This is a genomic window from Halobellus sp. LT62, assembly GCF_037031285.1.
GTDB classification, from domain to species: domain Archaea; phylum Halobacteriota; class Halobacteria; order Halobacteriales; family Haloferacaceae; genus Haloquadratum; species Haloquadratum salinisoli.
This window is the reverse complement of record NZ_JAYEZO010000001.1, coordinates 1,713,673-1,732,034: the sequence shown is the minus strand read 5'-3', so window position 1 is coordinate 1,732,034 and position 18,362 is coordinate 1,713,673. Positions and strand designations below refer to the sequence as shown.

The 18,362-nt window shown below is 63.5% G+C and carries 18 protein-coding genes; 9 read left to right on the top strand and 9 right to left on the bottom strand.

Annotation, left to right across the window (positions count from 1 at the left end; all coding sequences use genetic code 11):
- Positions 1–9 precede the first annotated feature (9 nt).
- From U5919_RS08420 to U5919_RS08405, 4 genes are all read right to left on the bottom strand, one after another.
- Positions 10–954 (bottom strand): Gfo/Idh/MocA family oxidoreductase, encoded by a 945-nt coding sequence (locus tag U5919_RS08420; protein ID WP_336023534.1) that lies wholly within the window; start codon positions 952–954, stop codon positions 10–12.
- On the bottom strand, positions 951–2,036 hold the full coding sequence (locus tag U5919_RS08415) for a DegT/DnrJ/EryC1/StrS family aminotransferase (protein ID WP_336023532.1): 1,086 nt from the start codon (positions 2,034–2,036) through the stop codon (positions 951–953). Before U5919_RS08415 ends, U5919_RS08420 begins: the two co-directional genes overlap by 4 nt.
- A 243-nt stretch (positions 2,037–2,279) precedes the next feature.
- Positions 2,280–2,858, bottom strand: a complete 579-nt coding sequence (locus U5919_RS08410; protein ID WP_336023531.1) for a metal-dependent hydrolase — start codon at positions 2,856–2,858, stop codon at positions 2,280–2,282.
- Between the two features lie 2 nt (positions 2,859–2,860).
- The gene (locus U5919_RS08405) at positions 2,861–3,856 is read right to left on the bottom strand and encodes a DUF1616 domain-containing protein (protein WP_336023529.1); all 996 of its coding nucleotides are present in this window, start codon (positions 3,854–3,856) and stop codon (positions 2,861–2,863) included.
- A gap of 231 nt (positions 3,857–4,087) precedes the next feature.
- Between U5919_RS08405 and U5919_RS08400 the strand changes: the two genes are divergently transcribed.
- The gene (locus U5919_RS08400) at positions 4,088–4,645 is read left to right on the top strand and encodes a DUF7344 domain-containing protein (protein WP_336023527.1); all 558 of its coding nucleotides are present in this window, start codon (positions 4,088–4,090) and stop codon (positions 4,643–4,645) included.
- Positions 4,646–4,651: 6 nt separating this feature from the next.
- Complete coding sequence (locus U5919_RS08395; RefSeq protein WP_336023524.1) at positions 4,652–4,933, top strand: winged helix-turn-helix domain-containing protein; 282 nt, start codon at positions 4,652–4,654, stop codon at positions 4,931–4,933.
- Between the two features lie 180 nt (positions 4,934–5,113).
- On the opposite strand, the gene U5919_RS08390 is transcribed toward U5919_RS08395, so the two are convergent.
- The 3 genes from U5919_RS08390 to aglF form a co-directional block, all read right to left on the bottom strand.
- Entirely contained in the window at positions 5,114–5,242 is a 129-nt protein-coding gene (locus U5919_RS08390; RefSeq protein WP_336023522.1) for a hypothetical protein, read from the bottom strand.
- A 60-nt stretch (positions 5,243–5,302) separates the two neighbouring features.
- Positions 5,303–5,596 (bottom strand): HalOD1 output domain-containing protein, encoded by a 294-nt coding sequence (locus U5919_RS15925; RefSeq protein WP_425604205.1) that lies wholly within the window; start codon positions 5,594–5,596, stop codon positions 5,303–5,305.
- A 63-nt stretch (positions 5,597–5,659) separates the two neighbouring features.
- Entirely contained in the window at positions 5,660–6,397 is a 738-nt protein-coding gene (aglF, locus tag U5919_RS08385) for a UTP--glucose-1-phosphate uridylyltransferase AglF (RefSeq protein ID WP_336023520.1), read from the bottom strand.
- 177 nt (positions 6,398–6,574) lie between these two features.
- Here aglF and U5919_RS08380 point away from each other — a divergent pair, with 177 nt between their 5' ends.
- Entirely contained in the window at positions 6,575–7,672 is a 1,098-nt protein-coding gene (locus U5919_RS08380; RefSeq protein ID WP_336023518.1) for a DegT/DnrJ/EryC1/StrS family aminotransferase, read from the top strand.
- Positions 7,673–7,835: 163 nt separating this feature from the next.
- A complete protein-coding gene (locus U5919_RS08375; protein ID WP_336023516.1) occupies positions 7,836–8,864 on the top strand; it encodes a Gfo/Idh/MocA family protein in 1,029 nt (342 codons plus the stop codon).
- Positions 8,865–8,919: 55 nt separating this feature from the next.
- Here U5919_RS08375 and U5919_RS08370 read toward each other — a convergent pair whose 3' ends face one another.
- Positions 8,920–9,447, bottom strand: a complete 528-nt coding sequence (locus U5919_RS08370) for an acyltransferase (protein WP_336023514.1) — start codon at positions 9,445–9,447, stop codon at positions 8,920–8,922.
- Positions 9,448–9,561: 114 nt separating this feature from the next.
- Between U5919_RS08370 and U5919_RS08365 the strand changes: the two genes are divergently transcribed.
- From U5919_RS08365 to U5919_RS08345, 5 genes are all read left to right on the top strand, one after another.
- Positions 9,562–10,707 (top strand): glycosyltransferase family 2 protein, encoded by a 1,146-nt coding sequence (locus tag U5919_RS08365; RefSeq protein WP_336023513.1) that lies wholly within the window; start codon positions 9,562–9,564, stop codon positions 10,705–10,707.
- 177 nt (positions 10,708–10,884) lie between these two features.
- A complete protein-coding gene (locus U5919_RS08360) occupies positions 10,885–12,231 on the top strand; it encodes an MBL fold metallo-hydrolase (protein ID WP_336023512.1) in 1,347 nt (448 codons plus the stop codon).
- A gap of 111 nt (positions 12,232–12,342) precedes the next feature.
- Positions 12,343–13,446: a Gfo/Idh/MocA family protein gene (locus U5919_RS08355; protein WP_336023511.1), complete on the top strand. Its 1,104-nt coding sequence runs from the start codon at positions 12,343–12,345 to the stop codon at positions 13,444–13,446.
- A gap of 630 nt (positions 13,447–14,076) precedes the next feature.
- Positions 14,077–16,053 (top strand): right-handed parallel beta-helix repeat-containing protein, encoded by a 1,977-nt coding sequence (locus U5919_RS08350; protein WP_336023510.1) that lies wholly within the window; start codon positions 14,077–14,079, stop codon positions 16,051–16,053.
- Positions 16,054–16,063: 10 nt separating this feature from the next.
- Positions 16,064–16,276 carry a hypothetical protein gene (locus U5919_RS08345; protein ID WP_336023509.1) on the top strand — a complete coding sequence of 71 codons (213 nt, stop codon included), beginning with the start codon at positions 16,064–16,066 and terminating at the stop codon, positions 16,274–16,276.
- Between the two features lie 70 nt (positions 16,277–16,346).
- Here U5919_RS08345 and U5919_RS08340 read toward each other — a convergent pair whose 3' ends face one another.
- On the bottom strand, positions 16,347–18,188 hold the full coding sequence (locus U5919_RS08340) for a hypothetical protein (RefSeq protein ID WP_336023508.1): 1,842 nt from the start codon (positions 18,186–18,188) through the stop codon (positions 16,347–16,349).
- Positions 18,189–18,362 lie beyond the last annotated feature (174 nt).

The window sequence follows — 18,362 nt, the reverse complement described above, 5'->3', positions numbered from 1 at the left end:
TGACAGGCCTTATCTCATCGCCTCGCGAATCCGCGCCGCGAGCGAGAGCGCTTCGATCCCGTCTTCGCCGGTGACGACCGGAATAGTCCCGTTCTCGACGGCGTCGATGAAAGCGCGAAGCTCTTTTTTCAGCGGTTCGCCGTTGTCCACCGTCGGCCGCTCGACCACGCGTTCGCTGCGGTAGCGGAGGTCGCCGTCGTCGGTGAGGTACGTCGGTCGCGTTCGGCGGTCGATCCAGACCGCCCGGTCGCTGTAATCGACCGTCACGAGGCAGTCGGTCGCGGTAAGCGTGAGTTCCCGGACCTTCCGCTGGCTCACTCTGCTCGCAGTCAGCGATCCGACGACGTCGTTCTCGAACCGCACTGCGGCGTTCACGTACTCCCTATCGGGACTTCCGGTCGCGGTCACCGTCCGAACCCCACCGTCGACGAGCGACTGGATCACGTCGATGTCGTGGATCATCAGATCGAAGACGACGTCGTTGCTCACGTCTCGCTTCTCGCCGACGGGCGGACCGAGTCGTCTGGCCTCGACGGCGATGAGATCGAGATCCTCGACGAACTCTCGGACGGCGATCACCGCGGGATTGAACCGCTCGATGTGTCCGACTTGAAGCGTGACCCCGGCGTCCTCCGCGGCGTCGACGAGGGAACTCGCCTCCGCGATGGTCGGGGCCATCGGCTTTTCGACGAGGGTGTGGACGCCGGCGTCTATCGCTCGGTGTCCGACGTCGTGATGGTATCGCGACGGCACGGCAATCGACACCGCGTCGACCCGATTCAGCAACGCCGTCGTCGTCGTCGCTTCGGTGTCGTATTCGGTTGCTATCGATTCGGCGGTCTCCAAATCTTCGTCGGCGACGCCGACGAGGTTCGCACCCGGCAGTTCGTGGTACACCCGGGCGTGGTGTCGGCCCATGCTTCCGACGCCGATGACGCCGACGTCGATCGTCACGGCTCGAACCCCGCGAGAGCGTCCGCGATCGCTCGAACCTCGGATCGATTCAGCGTGGGGTGGACCGGGACCGAGAGCACGCGATCGGCGGCCCGTTCCGCCTCCGGAGCGTCCGCCTCGACGTCCGCGTACGCGGGTTGGCGGTGGATCGGCGTCGGATAGTAGACGCCGGTGTCGACGTCGGCGTCGGCGAGGTGTTCCTGCAACGCCGCACGCGCCGAGCACTGCACCGTGTACTGATGGTACGCGTGATGCGTCCCGCTCGGCTCGATCGGTGCCGAGACCGACGGGTGGTCCGCGAGCGCCCGGTCGTACGCGGCGGCGTTCCGGCGGCGGATCTCGACGAAGTCGTCGAGCCGTCGGAGCTGTTGGCTGCCGATCGCCGCTCCGATACTCGTGAGCCGAAAGTTGTGCCCGACGATGTCGTGGTCATAGCGGCCCGACCTGCCGTGGTTGATGAATCGGGCCACGCGATCGGCGACCTCCGAGTCGTCGGTGACGACTATCCCGCCCTCGCCGGTCGTGATGTTCTTCGTCGGGTAAAACGAGAAGCACGCGACGTCTCCGAGCGACCCGACGGGATCGCCGCGGTAACTCGCGCCGTGTGCCTGCGCGGCGTCCTCGATCAGCGGGATCCCGTTCTCCTCGGCGATCTCTCGCAGTTCGTCCATTTCCGCGGGCAGTCCGTACAGATGCACTGCGAGGATCGCGTCGACGTCGCCGTCGCACACTTCGATCGCGGCGCGCACCGCGTCGGGATCGATATTCAGCGTCCGCGGGTCGACATCGGCGAAGGCGGGATCGGCTCCGCAGAGGCGAATCGCGTTCGCCGTCGCGACGAACGAAAACGGCGTTGTGACGACGGTGTCGCCCGGACCGATTTCGAGGCCGCGGAGCGCCGCGTGCAACGCCGTCGTCCCGTTCGACGTCGCGATGCCGTGTGTGCGCCCGCAGTAGTCGGCAAAGGCGGCCTCGAACGCTCTAACCGGCGGACCATCGGCGAGCCGTGCGCCCTCGACGGTCTCTATCACGTCGCCGAGCGCGCCGATTCCGAGCTCGGGGGAAGCGATCGGAATACTCATCGGTTATCCTCCCATCCTTCCCCCGACTGTGGGCATCCCTCAGCCGTGTTTTCGGGGGTACGGAAGGCTATCTGTCGGGGTGGTCTTGCCGTATTCTGACGCGGTGACATAATCGTATGGAGGCGTATCGCGATAACGCGCCGATTCGGGCTTTGTTATGGCTGGCGTGTCGGCGGTACATCCCGGCTTCGGCAGGTGAACGACAGCTGTCATCGCTCACCGCCGGCGTGGCCCTCGTTCGCCTCACTCCCGGTTACGCGGAGATACGAATGCGAATATCTCTCTGAGAACGGGTGCGCCGTCGTAGAGCCACACGGCCACACACACGGCTAGGGCACCGCTCCCGACGACGGCAGCCGTCCCGAGGTCACCCTCGAGGAGTTCGCCGGCGTACGCGCGCAGATACTCCCGAAGCGTCCCAGAAAACCCTCCGGGATACGACGATTCGACGGTCCGAATCGGCCAGAGGACGCGCTCGATGGGGAGGCGACCCTCGCGGACGAATCCGACGAAAAGGTCTCCCGGGAGATGGCTCAGATATCCCACTGCGAACGCCGCTCCGATCTCCCGCCGACCGAGCTCGTCGAGTAGATGCGTGACGCCGACGGCCACGGGGATAGCGAAAAACACCGAATGCGCCGCTCCGTACCCAGAACTGAAGACGCCGAATTCCCACCCGAGCGGTTTGTCGACGAGATCGGGGAGCACCGAGGCGAGGACGACGACGACGGCTTCCACTCCGGTCGGCGGTCGTCGTCGAAGCACGTGCACGAGGACCGACCACGCGAGATACCCGACGGCGGCGTGTTCCCACGGCCACATCGTCAGGAGGAGGGGGAGACCGTCGTCCAGACGTGCAGGTGTCGGTACGCCGTCTCCGCGCGGACCCGGTCGGGGGCCTCACCGCGGTAGAGGTAATACCCGAGCCGAAGGTCCTCACCCACCATCGACGGCCTCACCGTGTGGTTGCGTCGTTCCGCCCCATCGCTGTCGAGGTCTACAGCCGTTCGGTTGAGCTCCTCGCTTTCGATCACTCTGGAGTCCCCTCCGCTTTCGACGACTCGTTCCAAGACGACGACGACGGTGTAACTCGTCGGCTCCGACTCGGCGTTGTGAATCCCCCACGTGAGCGTCGCTTCCTGTCCGACGGTCAGGTTCTCCGGATATCCACCGGATATGTACTCTCCGTCTCCGTCAGGTGTGACGAGGTAAAAATCGGTGTACGTCTGTTCGGCGGGGCCTGTGCCTACCGCAAACCCGAACGCGCCGACCGTCAAGAGTACGCTACAGACCACACCCACTGTCAGCACCCGATTCGTCAGCGACCCCCGAGTGAAGGCTTCGACGGCTTCGTCGACCCACGATTGCACCGGCAGCGAAAACCTGGTTCCGGGTGGAATTCGGTACCGCCTGACGGCGGCGATCCCTCCGCCGATTAGCACGTATGCCAACACTGCCCGACTCACGAGGTCCGCGGTGATCGTCGGATAGACGGTCCCGACGACCAGCCCGATCAGGACGAGTACGAACGGACTCACCCCGAGCGTCAGCATCCCACGCTGACGCAGTGACAAACCCGTCCGTGCGCCCGAGTCCGACCGGTCGACATCGACGCTGATCCGCGGAAACAGCGCTGCGAGCGTGACGTACCCCGGAAGAACCCACAGCAGAACGCCCCCGGCGAGAAGCCGTAGCGCACCGCTGTCGACGGCAACGAGGAGGTACGCCACGGTCCCGACGAGTCCGGTCAACAGCAGATCGACCGGCGCGTAGCTGATTCGTCCGAACGACGAGCCGTGTCCCACTCCGTCCCCGCGCATTATCGTGCGGAGAACGTCGATCCGCGTCTATTCGTCGCTGTCGTATGAGAAATCGTCGCTATCGAACGAGAAATCCGGCGCTGTTGCATGTCTCGCTGATCACCGAGAAATGGGCATTGTAATGACCCGGCTACCGTAAACACGCCATCGCTGTCATCGGATAACGAACATCTAACAAAGCGCATACCTCCGGAAGGCTGTATCACTGCTCCCCGCGGTCGCGAGATTCTGATGTCACCACATGAACCCCAAACGCTGTCGCAGGATACCGCATTCGATCTGTTGAGCAACGCACGACGGCGGTTCGTACTCAGACGCTTACAACAGCAGCGAGGCGGGATCGAACTCAGTGATCTCGCCGAAGAGCTCGCCGCCGAGGAGAACGGACTCGCCCCTCCCGAACTGTCCGCACAGCAACGGAAGCGAACGTACGTCTCTCTGTATCAAACACACATCCCCAAACTCGCCGACGCCAACGTGGTCCGCTACGACTCGGAGACAGGAATGGTATACTCAACGCGTCACGTCGACGAACTCGCACAGTATTTCGAGGATGAGCGGGAACCGATCCCGTGGCAACTGATCTACGCGTCCGTGGCCGTCGTCGGGCTCGCTGGCTATCTGTTCTCGTCGCTTCTCGACTTTTCTGTCGTTCGTCCGGAATACGTCGCAGTGGTCATCCTCGTGGGTCTCGTCCTCGTGAGCGTCTTGCACTACGCCTACGCGAACCGCTTGCTTACTAACTCGGCGACGATCCCGCTGGAAAACGATTCGAACCACAATGAGTGAGCGCCAATGACAGATACGTGGGACCACATCGGATTCGTGATAAGCTCACAGTACCGCGTCGCGGTACTGAGTCGACTCGCCGAGGGACCAGCCACGCCGTCGCAGATCGCAGAGGACGAGGAAATCGGAATCGCTGCGGTCTCACACGCGCTCACGAGTCTGCGCGACCGAGGCTTCGTCGATCTTCTGGTCTCCGAAGACCGCCGAAAGGGTCGCGTCTACGGGATCACAGAACGCGGTGAAGACCTCTGGCAGGAGATCGAACAACAGGGCCTCCTTGACGAGTGATCCGACCGCACTGATCTGACGCTGTGATCCGGTTGACGTCCCCGAGCAACGTGATTCAGTCACTCACGTCGACACAGCAACAGTAGAGAAAACGGACGAGTTTCCTTTTGATCCCCGCCCCGATCTTTCACTTGGTTGACGTTACCGCTAGACGACCTCGCTGGGATCTCTCTCGATCTTTCACTTCGCTTCCTCCTCGGTCAGCGTCTCCTCGTCTGGTAGCAACATAGTCGGGTCCCGAGCGTACCCAGACGATTGTGCAAACCGAACGATACGCTCCATCTCCTCGTCAGTGAACCATTCTGACATCCACTAGTTAATTCAAAGAAGACGGTAATAAATATACCGCCGGTCACACATCTGCGACGCTTACAATTCGGCAACCTCTATCTCTCCGCACCCCCGAACAGTAACGTCATACGCCCCCATCTGGAATGAAACGCTGACGTCGTCTCCACCCGATTGGATGCACTGTGACAGTGCGTCAGGATCGACGACGTCGTACAACCGCGGTTCGAAACGCATCGCTTCAACGCCAGCCATCCTCGAAACAGCTTCTACCACATCGACTACAATGGTGTCGCGTTCGGGCGCGAACTGGAACGTTGTGCTATTCGTCGACAGCGTAGAATCCGATAGTTCGTCTGGTTGTGCTTGTTTCATCCAATCGTCACCGCTCCGTTACGGGTGCTTATACAAATAGTTCCCGCTTTCGTATGACATCTGTCATACGCGTGACGTCGTCTGTTCGGCTCGCCGCTGCAGCCTGCGCTCCGCTTCAGCCCGGTCTTCGGGATATCCCACGTCGATCCGCCAACCGTCGAGTTCGACCGCATCGATAGTCCGTCCCGATCGAATCAGCAGATCGATCGCGTCCGAGAGCTCGTACTCGCCGCGATCGGACGGTTGGACGAGCCGCGTCGCGTGGAAGATCGCGGGCGAGAACGTATAGAACCCTGTCATAACTAGGTTCGACGGCGGATCGTCCGGTTTTTCGACGACTTCCACGATCTTGCCGTAGTCGTTCGTGTTGCAGACGCCGTATCGAGAGGCCTCCGATTCGGGCACTTCCTCGACGAGGAACGCGGCGTCGACGCGGCTCTCCCGCTGTCTGCGGACGACGTCCTCGACGTTCGCTTGGAAGATGTTGTCGCCGAGCATCAGCATGAAATCGTCCGTCACGTGCGGTTCGACAGTGTTGAGCGCGTGCGCGAGGCCGAGTTGTTCGTCCTGCCGGGCGTACCGGATCGGGACGTCCGCGAAGGCGTCTCCGTAGTACTCCTCGATGTCCTCGCCGCGGTAGCCGATGACCACCAAGAGCTCCTCCGCACCCAACTCCGTGAGTTGCTCGAAGCAGTGCGTCAGGATCGGTTTGCCGTTCACTTCGACGAGCCCCTTCGGTTTGGTCTCGGTCAGCGGGCGGAGTCTCGTTCCCTTCCCGGCCGCGAGTACGACGGCTTGCATACCTGCACGGGCGGATGGACACGGGTTTGTTATGATCCCGTTTCGCTGTGTGCGGAGTAATCGCACCCACTGAACCCGTCGCCCACTGAAGCCGGTCGCCCCGGTTTCTCGGGGTAGTCAGTACGTTACCGTCGCAGTCGACCCATTACAATCTGCCGCGGCCGAGAGCCGGAGACGATGGTCGACAGCGTCGAGTTCACCGACATTCGCATCGCAGACGAGACGATCGAAGACGTCGTCGACGTCCTCGAGAGCGGTCGGTTCGTGAAGGGCCCGCTGGTAGAACAGTTCGAAAACCGATTCGCCGCGGCCTGCGGCGTCGACCACGCCGTCGGGGTCTCAAGCGGCACCGCGGCGATCCTCCTCTCGCTCGCGGCAGCGGGTGTCGGCGAAGGCGACTCGGTGTTCGTCCCGGGACACACGTTCTTCGCGAGCGCGAGTCCCGTGCTCGAACTCGGCGCGACGCCGGTATTCGTCGATATCGACCCAGAGACGTACACGATGGACCCCGACGCGCTCGCGACCGCGGCCGCCGAGGTCGAGCGACCCGCGGCGGCGGTTCCGGTTCACATCTACGGCGGGATGGCCGATATGGACGCGATCGACGCCATCGCGAACGAATACGATCTGTTCGTTCTCGAAGACTCCTGTCAAGCGCACTTCGCGACGCGGAACGGATCGGCAGCGGGGAGCGTCGGCGACGCGGGCGCGTTCAGCTTCTACCCCTCGAAGAACATGACCGTCGCGGGCGACGGGGGGATGGTGACGACTGACGACGCCGACCTCGCGGAGAATATACGGATGCTCCGCAACCACGGTCGCGGTGACGAGGGCGTCCACCGACGGCTCGGACTGAACTACCGCCTCGACGAGACTAACGCCGCGGTCGGATTGAACCAACTCGACCGGGTTCGCGACTGGAGCGAGATGCGTCGGCGGGCAGCGCAGCGATACACGGACCGACTCGCCGACGTCGACGAGGTGACGACGCCGTGGGTCCCGGTTGACGTCGACCACGTCTTTCACCTCTACGTGATCCAAGTGCCCGACCGGGAGGCGCTTGCGGACTACCTCTCGAATCGGGGCGTCGACACCGGGGTCCACTATCCGACGCCCGCGCACCGGCACCCGGCGATCGTCTCCCGGGTCGAGACGCCCGAGCTTCCGGTGACCGAAGCGCTCTGCGATCGGATCCTCTCGCTGCCGATGCACCCACGACTCACCGACGAGGAGGTCGACTACGTCTGTGCGGCGGTCGAGGAGTTCTACCGGTAACCCCGACCGCCGTCCGAGCGTCATCGAGTGCGTCCGGTCCCTACCCCATCCTGTACGTCCAACGTTCCGTAAGTCGTGCCCTATCCGTCCGTTCGCTGTCGCGCATCCGACCACATCGGGTACATTCCCCATTACAATCACCGTTCGAGCGGAGTTCCCGCCGATGCACTACGCCGTCATCGGAACCGGCTACTGGGGAAGCAATCACGCCCGCGTGGCCGCAGAACTGGCCGAGGAAGGAGTGATCGACGAGGTCGTCCTGTGCGACGTCGACGAGTCGCGAGTCACGGAGCTCGCGGAGAGTTACGGCGTCCGGGCGGCCACCGACTACGCGGAGCTCGCATCGCTCGGCGTCGACGCGGCGACCGTCTCGACGCCGTCGACGACGCACCACGAGATCGCGACGACGCTGCTCCGCGACGGGGTCGACGCCCTCGTCGAGAAGCCGCTCGCGCTCGACAGCACCGAGGCGTGGGACCTCGTCTCCACGGCGGACGAGGAGGATCGAACGCTCGCGGTCGGACACATCTTCCGACATCATCCCGCACTCTGTGAGTTGAAGCGGCGTATCGACCGCGGCGAACTCGGACGCGTGAAGTATCTCGCGACGAACCGGTTCTCCTTTCGGACGCCGCGAGCGACGACCGGCGTGCTGTACTCGCTGGCCGTTCACGACGTCGATATCTCGAATTACCTCCTCGACGATCACCCGGAGTGGCTCTTCTGCTCGACGGACTCGATCGTGCGCGAGGGCATCGACGAGACGGCGACGGTGGTGCTCGAATACGACGGCGCAACGAGCGTCATCAACGAGTCGTGGCAGGTCCCCGTGTTCGGCAAACGCCGGGATCTCGTCGTCGTCGGCTCCGAGAAGTCCGCGTACATCGACTACCTCGACGACACCGTCCTCGAACTGTACGACAGTCGGATCGTCGAGCGCGACGGTTCGCTCAACGCGCGCGAAGAGGGAAAGCAGGTGTATGAGACTCCGAAGACGGAACCGCTCCGCGCCGAGGTCGAGGAGTTCGTCGCCGCCTCGCAGGGTCGATCGACGCTGAGTGCGCCGGGCAGCGTCGGCGCGCACGCGGTCGATCTGCTGGAGCTCGCGGAGCGATCGGCAGACCGAAACGAGACGCTCCGGGTCGAGTCGGCGGGGTCGCGGCCCGCTCGCGGACGCGTTTCTCACGAGTAGCGTCGTCTGCGAAGGGCGTTCACCGACGACAGCACGGCCCCGATTCTGACTCCCGCTACTCTCGATAGCCGACGACCTCGGCCGGGTTTCCGGCGACGATCGCGTTCGGCGGAACGTCTTCGGTCACCACGGCCCCCGCACCGACCAGCGCGTTCTCGCCGACCTCGACGGGCAACAGCGTCGCGTTGGTTCCGATCACGGCACCGTCGCCGACGGCAGTCTCCTCCCACTTCCCGGAATCGCCGCTCGGCGGGTAGACGTCGTTCACGATCGCCGCGCCGTGACTGAAGAAGACGTCGTCGCCGAGTTCGGTCAGCGAGGGGACGAACGCGTGCGATTGGATTCGCGTCCGGTCGCCGACGACGACGTCCGATTGGACTTCGACAAAGGAACCGATCATTACCTCGTCGCCGAACGTCGCCCCGTAACAGTTGACGAAGCGCCACACCCGACAGTCGCGTCCGAACCTGCAGTCGGAGAGTACGGCAAAGGGAGCGACCTCGGTGCCGTCGCCGAAGCGGCAGTTCTCGATCACGCGCGGTAGGTCCGTCGTATCCGCTTCCCCAGTTGTTTCAGTACTCATACGCTGCGACGCCCGCCGAGATACTAAGGTATAGACTCGTTACGGGGGTGCGACTCCGTTGAGTGCGCATAACGATAGGCCGGTGCGAAGTACCCGAGAACGGATCTCACAGCTATGTACAAGGATAACGTCGTCGGCGTCGTCGTCCCGGCGTACAACGAGGAGGGACTCGTCGGCAGGGTGATCGAGACGCTTCCGCCGTTCGTCGACCGCGCGTACGTGATCGACGACTGCTCGACCGACGGAACGTGGGAGGAGATACTGTCGGTCGCCGAACGCGTCAACGCCGCGGATGCGGACGACGACCCAAGCGAGATCGGCCGCGCGAACGACGAGGGTGCGGGGCACTCGGCCCCGAACGACCATCGAAGCGACGGCGGCACCGTCAGTACGGACTACCGAGACGCCCCGAACGGGACCGTCGAGGACACCCTGGCCTTTCAGGATCGGATCTGCCCCATTCAGCACGAGCGCAACCGGGGCGTCGGGGGCGCGATAAAGACCGGCTATCAGCACGCCCTCCGAGACGAGATCGACGTCGTCGCGGTGATGGGCGGCGACGGGCAGATGCGCCCCGAGGAACTCCCGAAGTACGTGGACCCGATCGTTGAGGGAACCGTCGACTACACGAAAGGGAACCGGCTCCTCAACCGGGAGTTCCGGGAGACGATGCCGACGTGGCGGCTGTTCGGGAACTGGATTCTCACCTTCCTGACCAAGGTCGCGAGCGGCTACTGGCGGACGATGGACCCCCAGAACGGCTATACCGCGATTTCGCGAGAGGCCTTGGAAGCGGTCGACATCGACCGGATGTACGAGGATTACGGCTACTGTAACGACCTCCTCGTCCGGTTGAACGTGGCCGACCTTCGGGTCGGCGATGTGCCCCGGCGGGCCAACTACGGCGACGAGACCAGCAGCATCCGGTATCACACGTACATCCCCCGCGTCTCCGCGATGCTGCTGCGCGACTTCCTCTGGCGACTCCGCGTGAAGTACCTCGTTCGCCGATTTCACCCGCTGGTTCTCCTCTACGGCGTCGGCGCGAGTGCGACCGCCTACGGATCGGCGTTTCTGCTGCGCGCTGTGCAGTCACGAATCCGTGGACGGGGATCGGATGAGAGCGGCGACTCGGCATCTACGAGCGGGGATTCGACGTCCGGCGTTCTGTTGATCGCGATCGGGTGGATCGCGATGATTCTCGCGATGATATTCGACCTCGAGGAGAACGCGGACAAGGAACGGCGCATCGAGGAGTGATCGGCTCCGGGCGAGGCGTGCGTCGCTCAGAGACTCGCGTGAACCGTCCCAATCTGTCGGTAACGTCTCCCCACGTTCGATGACGCGCACCCACCCGCTCGGGTAGTCGGACGTTATTACCGTCGCTTCTCGTAACCGGTCGGTACTTAATATCGTCCCTGTCGGACGCCGAATCGTATGCAGGTTACGTACCTCAGCTCCGCTGCGATCGTCGTCGAAACCGAGGGCGCGTCGGTGTTGTGCGATCCGTGGCTCGTCGACGGCGCGTTCGAGGGATCGTGGTGTCACTATCCGCCGCTCGACGTCGACCCGGAGGATTTCGATCACGTCGATTACATCTACATCTCGCACATTCATCCCGATCACTTCGACCCCGCGACGCTTCGCCGACTGAACACGGAGATCCCGGTGTTGATCCACGACTACCGCTGGGACTACCTGAAAGACGAGATCTCCGCGCTCGGATTCGAGGTGATCGAACTCGATCACAACAGCCGGACGCACCTCGCGGGCGACCTCCACGTCAACATCCTCGCGGCCGACGCCTGCGATCCGGAGGTGTGCGGCAACTACTTCGGCTGTTCGTGGGTCGAAGAGAACCCCGAACTCGGCTCGACGCAGGTCGACTCGCTCGCGGTGTTCGACGACGGGGAGTACACCGTCGTCAATATGAACGACTGCCCGTACCCGATGGTCGAACGGAGTATGCGACAGGTCAAAGAGGGGTACGGCAACATCGACTTGGTGTGTCACCAGTACAGCGCCGCGCAGTTCTACCCGCAGTGTATGGAGGATTACACCCACGAGGAGAAGCTGCGGGCACGCGATGACGTGATCGAGGAGAAACACGAGCTCGCGACCGAGTTCATCGATTTGTTCGACCCCGACTACTACATGCCGTTCGCCGGCGAGTACGTCTTGGCCGGTCGGCTCGCTCCGCTCAACCGCTATACGGCGAACCCGCCGCGGATCGAGGCGCTGGAATGGTTCGAAGCGCACGTCGATCCCGACGAACACCGGTGCGTCTTCCTCAACTCGGGCGAACACCTCGATCTCGCCGCCGGTCGCGTCTCGAAGCCGTACGAACCGGTCGATCAGGCCGCCAAACGCGAGTATATCGAGGCGGAACTGGCGAACCGTACGTTCACGTACGAACGCGACCCGATCCCCGACGTCTCGGAGCTACGCGAACAGGTCCGACCCGCGTTCGAGCGGTTCGAGCGCAAGCGCAAACAGCTCGGCTACGAGACCGAAACTACCGTGCTGATCGGCCTCGCGCCCGAGGAGTACGTCGAACTCTCGTTCACCGGTGACGGGTACGACTTCGTCACGGATCCCGACCTGTCGACGTACGACGGCTACGTGAAGTTCGAGCTCGATCCGCGGCTCCTCGGTCGGCTCCTCTCGGGGCCCGACGCGGTCCACTGGGCGGACGCGAAGATCGGCTCGCATCTCGGCATCAGCAAGCAGCCCGACATCTACGAGCGGCAGCTGTACAACTGCTTGGGCTCGTTCCACGCGTGAGTCACTCGGGAGTGAGTGCTCGACGGGACCGGTGACAAGTCTCCTCGCGACGCCGCCGATCGGACGTTTGGCGCTTCATAACTATTGAGCTTCCTCGACCCCCTCTTACTGATGACGCTACGTTCGGCGGTAGTTGGTGCGGGTGTCGTCTCCGAACGGCACCTCTCTGGACTCGAAAAGAATCCGCGGACCGATCTCGTCGCGATCTGCGACCGCGACGAGGAACGCGCCCGCGAGAAAGCAGTGAAGTACGGAGTCAAGGCGTACTACGATACGACTTCGCTGTTCGAGGAGGCGGATCTCGACTGGGTGCACGTCTGTACGCCCGTCGCGACCCACGTACCGATCGCGCTCGAAGCGATCGACGCGGGCGTTCCGGTCCTCATCGAAAAGCCCGTCGCGGAAACGGTCAGCGAAGTGGAGGAACTGGCGACGGCCGCGCGTGAAGCCGATGTCTCTGTTTCCGTGGTTCACAATCACGTGTTCGATCCGGTCATCAGGAAGCTGCGCGACCGCATCGATCGGGGTGATCTCGGGGAGATGCGTGGAATCGACCTCCAGTACACCGGGTCGACGCCGCCGGACACGCCCAACCGCGGCAGCTGGGCGTTCGATCTGCTCGGCGGCGAGTTCGAGGAGGGGCTCCCGCACCCGCTGTATCTCGGCCTTCGCGTCGGCGGGTATCCGGACGACCGCTCCCGGGTATCGTCACACACGGCGCTGTGCGGCGAGTACGAGCAGTCGTTCGGATACGACGGCGCACAGGTCGGGTACGTCACCGACGACGGCGTGGTCTGCAACGTCACGATGCTCTCGGGGACGATCCCGATCCGCGTGCTCTACGTTCATGGGACCGAGACGTCGTTCGCGGCCGATGTGGTCTCACAGACGCTCGTCGAGTTCGACCGCGACTACAAGGGTTCGGCAGCCGGCCGCGCGCTGAACAACGTCGATCAGGCCGTCGACCGATTCACCGGCACCGTCGAGAACGCCGTATCGGTCCTCCGGCGGTCGCGCGACGACAGCTGGGAGGTCGCGACAGCGCTCGATTCGCTGTACTACCAGCTCGACCGCGAGGCCGAAGCGCTCCTCACCGGCGACGATCCGGCGGTCCCACTCGAAGAGGCGCGGTGGACGATCGCTCTGATGGAGGAGATCAGAGAGAGCGTCGCGACCGAAGACGAGGCGATAGCCGCGGAAGCCGCCCAAGACTGATTCTCCTCCGGCAGTGGCTGTCGCTTTCGACCTCGACGTCTCAACCCTCATCTCGAAGGCGCTCTCGAACGCAGCGGCGTCGTGAGAAATCCCCGCTTCTCCGGGCACTCCCCAATCAGCGCCCACCAACTGTTGTGAGTCGTCGCCGACGTCGCGAGATCGCGCTGGCCGCGATCCCGACTTCGGTACTAGTTCTCCCTGATGAGACCGAAATCGGCCTAGTAGTCGGCTCCTAACGCTCGAATCACTCTTCTTACCGGTGACCGAGTGACGGCGGGTTCGGACTCTCACACCTCGTACCACGTCCCTCTTTTCCCTCCTTATTCAACGTCTTCGCGCGCCACACGGCGTATGGCGGTCCTACTCCCGATCTCTTTGTATGAGACCGACCCGGAATACGCTGTCTCTCTCAGGGCGTCGTGTATCGGCTCCGTAATCGAATCCTACTTCGACGATTTGTCGCGCGCGCCCAGTAGGCAGATATTACGGCCAGACACAGCCAGTCCATAACCACTCGTAAGCAATCAATAACTATCCGTTAAATATCGATTACGCAAGTAAGAACAGCTTACTCGTTCGTCCAACGAACCCACAAAAACGCTCTTTTCGGTAATCGCACTCTACCCGGATATGGCAAACAGCCATAACGGAAACGACGAAGCGAGTTCGGGTGTCGGTCGACGATCGTACCTGAAGCTTCTCGGTGGGGCCGTCGGTATGGCCTCGATAACGGGGAGTGCGGTCGCACAGTCCGCGGAGACCGACTCCGTCGTCAACCTCGGCGAACAGGGGCTGACCGACGGCGACGTCATCGACGACTACCTCGAGGAGTACTTCGAGAGCGGCGTGGAAGTCCGGATTCCCGAGGGCGAGTACGAATACCACGGTTCCGGGTTCGACGGCACGCGCAGCGACGCCGCCGTCGTCGGCGAGGGCGAGGTGATCCTCACGAACGAGGCGGGCGCGTACGGCGAGACCATCGAGGCCGAAAGCGGCGTCGTGGAGGTCCGAAACCTCACGCTCCGGGGCGAATCCGGTCCCGAGAAGACGCGCTTCCGGCTCGAAGCCCAGTCTGACGGACACGTTCTGATCGACAACTTCAACCTGCCCGACGGGAACGTCGATCCCGGCGACGCGCGCGCGTTCTACGTCCCCGGGGGCCACGCCGGCGTGGTCGAGATCCGCAACTGTTACATCGCCGATTTCTCGAACAACGGCATCTACGCGGACGGCCCCGGACAGGACGGCGGTGCGGGGGGGCAAGTGATCGTCGAGAACTGTTTCCTGCACAACAACAATATCACCGGCATCCGACTCGGCTCCACCGACAGCGTGGCCCGGAACTGCCTCGTGCTCAACGACGGCAGCCCGCCGACGATCGACGAGGGCGGGGACGTCAATATGCGCGGTATCCGCATCCGAGAGCCCGGAGATAACATCACGATCGAAGGCTGTGAAGTCATTCACTCCTACGAGGGCGCGGGCGCGCCGATCGAGCTCCACGACGGAGCCTCGGGCGGAAGCGGGACGATCCGAAACACGCTCATCGAGAACAACACCGGAACGGCGGCGATCCACGATAAGGGCGCGGCGGGCAGCTGGAGCGCCGAGAACGTTTCGATCACCGGCGACGGTGACCTCGAGTACCCGTCGAACTTCGACGGCGTCTGCGTCGGCGACGACTGTCCCGTTCCGACCGGCGACGACCCGCAGGGCGAGGACAGTGCCGGTAGCGGCGGTTCGACCGACGACGGCTCGGGCGACGACAACTCGACTGACGGCGGCTCCGACGGCTCGACCGACCCCGGCGGAGACGACTCCGACGGCTCGGACGACGGGTCGAACGGCTCGGACGGAGACGATTCGAGCGATTCCGGATCGAACGACTCGGACTCCAACAGTTCGGACGATTCGTCCGGATCGGAGACGCCGGTCGGAACCGACGGCACGGAGCTCGTCGTCCTCTCGCGGAACTCCGACGGCGTCGACTACGAGTTCACCACGACCGGCGAAATCGAGCCCCTGTACGACCGCAGCCAGTACAGCGCGGACACGGCGGATCCCGTCGACGAGGCCGTCGAAAACGGCGACGGCACGTGGACGGCGACCGGATCGACCGGCGGCGGCAGCGCCAGCGGCGACGCCTTCTACTACGAGGGCGCGATGGAGAACTTCTCCGCGTCGGGCGACGTCAACCAGATGACGCTGCTCGCCGACGGCGAAGAGGTGACGACGGAGGACCTGCTGGCGGCCGAGCCGCCGGAGGATAACTCGGGCGATGACAGCGACGAGGAACCGTCGGGATCGGACGACTCCGATTCGGGCGGCGACGAGCCGGCTCAGTCCCGCGAGAAGACCGTCGTCTTCGACGGCACGACCGCCGACGGGATCGCGACGTACACCTTCCGGGTTTCCGGCGAGGTCACGCGAGACTCCTCGATCAGCACGAACCCCGAGGACACCCGCATCGACAACCTCGAAGATTACGTCAACGGCGACACCGTCGAGGGCGTTCTCAGCAAAGGCATAGACGGATACCGCTACACCGGTCAGATCGTCGAAATCGAGTTCGACGGTTCCGCGGCCGTCACCATCGACGGGCAGTGAGGTGACGCCCGTGTACTCGTCAGACGGTTGGAAGCGACTCGCGGCCGATCCGGACCCGGTCCGGGATTTGGGATACGACCTCGCCGAATGGAAGTCACACCGAGTCTCGTACCGCGACGGCGATCGGTTCGTGTTCGTCCCCGCCGACGAGGACGCGTTCGATCGGGAAGCCTACATCGTCGCCTCGGCAAACGCGATCAGTGACACGCTCGAACACCGCTGAAACGCGGATTCGAGCCACGTTACCGGGAGACTAGCTTCCCCTCGGATCGCGCCGGGCGTCGTCTGCGACGTTACTCGTCGGTACCGCGCAGCCGATAGAGGGTGTACCCGCCGTTGTCCCGGATCCGATTCGATCCGGGTTCGGTGTTGAGCGCCTCGAATCCGGCGGCGCTGTACCGGAACCCATCGTACAACTCCACCTCCTTCTTCCGATCTTTCGTCGTGACGATGAGATACCGATCTTCCTCGTAGTGCGACGTCACGTTGTTGTTGAAGACGGTTTCGGGGACGGCGTCCTCGTATCCCGGGTAATTGATTCGTTGGGCGGTGGTCGTGCCGTAGATGGCGTCGACGTAGCGACTCGAACCCGATCGGACGGCAGTCAGCGGTGTTTCTCCGTCGTGATACCGGAACGTTTGCTCGTACCCGTCCATCACCGTCTCGGTCACTCTATCGTTCGCCTGATAGATGTACGGCGAGGGATGGATAGTCGCGAGCTGCAGCGCGATCATCGCGACGAACAGGAAGCTCAGGGCGGTCCACACGCGTTGGCGCGTGAGCAGCCCTCCGAGCCACCCGCTCGAGCGCTCCAGTCGGTCGGCGAGAAGCGAGATCGCGATGACCGCGAGGAGACTCACTGTTACCATAATGAACCCGTAGAACCGGAAGTAGTGATCCCCCTGATCGGCCAAGAAGATCGCGACAAACCCGAGCGTCGGAAGGACCAGTGCGGCCGACAACAGGAACGACAACGCGTTTTGACGGCTCTCTCGGTGGTCGACCGCGCGGACGAGCAGCGCGAGGGCGAGCGCACCGGCGAGAATCATCAACAGCGTGCTCACCGAGAACAGCTTGAGATACAGCTCAGTGAGGCTCCCGCCGAGGTCGACGAGCGACGCCCCACGAGTGTCGGTCTCTTGGAGCACTGTCGGATCGCGCGAGAGGAGACTATCGAGCACCGACGTCACGCGAGATCGGGCGCGTCCCTGTCGACGGATCCACCCAACGAACAGCGTCCCGATGACGAGTGTGTGGGCGTACAGTGGGCGAAACGACGCGATCGGGTGAGACGATCGGTACCGACGCACGACGAACTGAAGGAGCACGATGCCGCCGAGCATCGAGAGGTACGTCATCGCCTCCTGCGGGTGGACGAACAGCAGTCCCGCCGAGACGAACAACAACAGCGCGCCCGTCGGCGTCGCGAGCGCGAACCCCTCGTCGTCGGTGGTGAGAAACAACAGTAGACAGAACAGGACGATCGGAAACAGGAGGATCGCTTGGCTCGACGCGTGCGGGACCGGGTGGACGCTGACGTTGTTGATCGGGATGAACATCAATCCGACGACGGCCCCGACAGCCGCCGTTCGACGGCTCTCGGAGACGTAGTACGCACACGCGGCGAACGCGGTCACGAACAGCAGCGGGACCACGAGCGCGACGAGCGTCAGCATCGCCGTCCGGATCGGAAGTCCGGTCACCACAGCAAACTGCACCGATAGGAGGTGGATTCCCGGATAGACGATGCCGTCGGGAGGAATCACGCCGGCTTGGATCTCCCGTGCCCACCCGAGGTGGCTCAGCGAGTCGCCAGGGCCGTAGAAGTAGTACGACCGAAGAACCGGGAGGGCGACGATCGAGAGCACGCCGAGCGTCGAGAGGAGGAGCCCCGCATCCCGCGTCCGCGACCGTGCGTCCGTCCGTACCGCGACCGCGACGGCGACGAGGACGGCGACAGTAACACCGGCCCAGAATCCGGCGGGAACTTCGGTGTAGATTGAGAGTTGATAGTCCGTTACCGGGGTTTGTACGACCGAAAGCAGCCCGACAGCGAGAGCGAGATACCCGCCGATCAGCGCTATCTTCTGCCAGTATCCCTCTGTGGATCGCTCCGCAGTTTCGTTTGCGTTCATTATCACAGTCGGTCGGACGCGTCCGTCCTGTCACGGCACAGGGCCCGCGCGACACTGCTCGGTATTCCCGAGATCGGTTTTGTTATGGTGTGATTTACCGGCGGACGGGGCGATCCGTGAGAAGCGGTGCGCTCGGGAATCTGTCGTATCAACGTGCTTCTCGTCAGTCGTCGA

Bases quoted from the DNA above. Each gene is read 5' to 3' on its own strand.
- U5919_RS08415 (WP_336023532.1), bottom strand. From the start codon at position 2,036: ATGAGTATTCCGATCGCTTCCCCCGAGCTCGGAATCGGCGCGCTCGGC.
- U5919_RS08410 (WP_336023531.1), bottom strand. From the start codon at position 2,858: ATGTGGCCGTGGGAACACGCCGCCGTCGGGTATCTCGCGTGGTCGGTC.
- U5919_RS08405 (WP_336023529.1), bottom strand. From the start codon at position 3,856: ATGCGCGGGGACGGAGTGGGACACGGCTCGTCGTTCGGACGAATCAGC.
- U5919_RS08400 (WP_336023527.1), top strand. From the start codon at position 4,088: ATGTCACCACATGAACCCCAAACGCTGTCGCAGGATACCGCATTCGAT.
- U5919_RS08395 (WP_336023524.1), top strand. From the start codon at position 4,652: ATGACAGATACGTGGGACCACATCGGATTCGTGATAAGCTCACAGTAC.
- U5919_RS08390 (WP_336023522.1), bottom strand. From the start codon at position 5,242: ATGTCAGAATGGTTCACTGACGAGGAGATGGAGCGTATCGTTCGGTTT.
- U5919_RS15925 (WP_425604205.1), bottom strand. From the start codon at position 5,596: ATGAAACAAGCACAACCAGACGAACTATCGGATTCTACGCTGTCGACG.
- aglF (WP_336023520.1), bottom strand. From the start codon at position 6,397: ATGCAAGCCGTCGTACTCGCGGCCGGGAAGGGAACGAGACTCCGCCCG.
- U5919_RS08380 (WP_336023518.1), top strand. From the start codon at position 6,575: ATGGTCGACAGCGTCGAGTTCACCGACATTCGCATCGCAGACGAGACG.
- U5919_RS08375 (WP_336023516.1), top strand. From the start codon at position 7,836: ATGCACTACGCCGTCATCGGAACCGGCTACTGGGGAAGCAATCACGCC.
- U5919_RS08370 (WP_336023514.1), bottom strand. From the start codon at position 9,447: ATGAGTACTGAAACAACTGGGGAAGCGGATACGACGGACCTACCGCGC.
- U5919_RS08365 (WP_336023513.1), top strand. From the start codon at position 9,562: ATGTACAAGGATAACGTCGTCGGCGTCGTCGTCCCGGCGTACAACGAG.
- U5919_RS08360 (WP_336023512.1), top strand. From the start codon at position 10,885: ATGCAGGTTACGTACCTCAGCTCCGCTGCGATCGTCGTCGAAACCGAG.
- U5919_RS08355 (WP_336023511.1), top strand. From the start codon at position 12,343: ATGACGCTACGTTCGGCGGTAGTTGGTGCGGGTGTCGTCTCCGAACGG.
- U5919_RS08350 (WP_336023510.1), top strand. From the start codon at position 14,077: ATGGCAAACAGCCATAACGGAAACGACGAAGCGAGTTCGGGTGTCGGT.
- U5919_RS08340 (WP_336023508.1), bottom strand. From the start codon at position 18,188: ATGAACGCAAACGAAACTGCGGAGCGATCCACAGAGGGATACTGGCAG.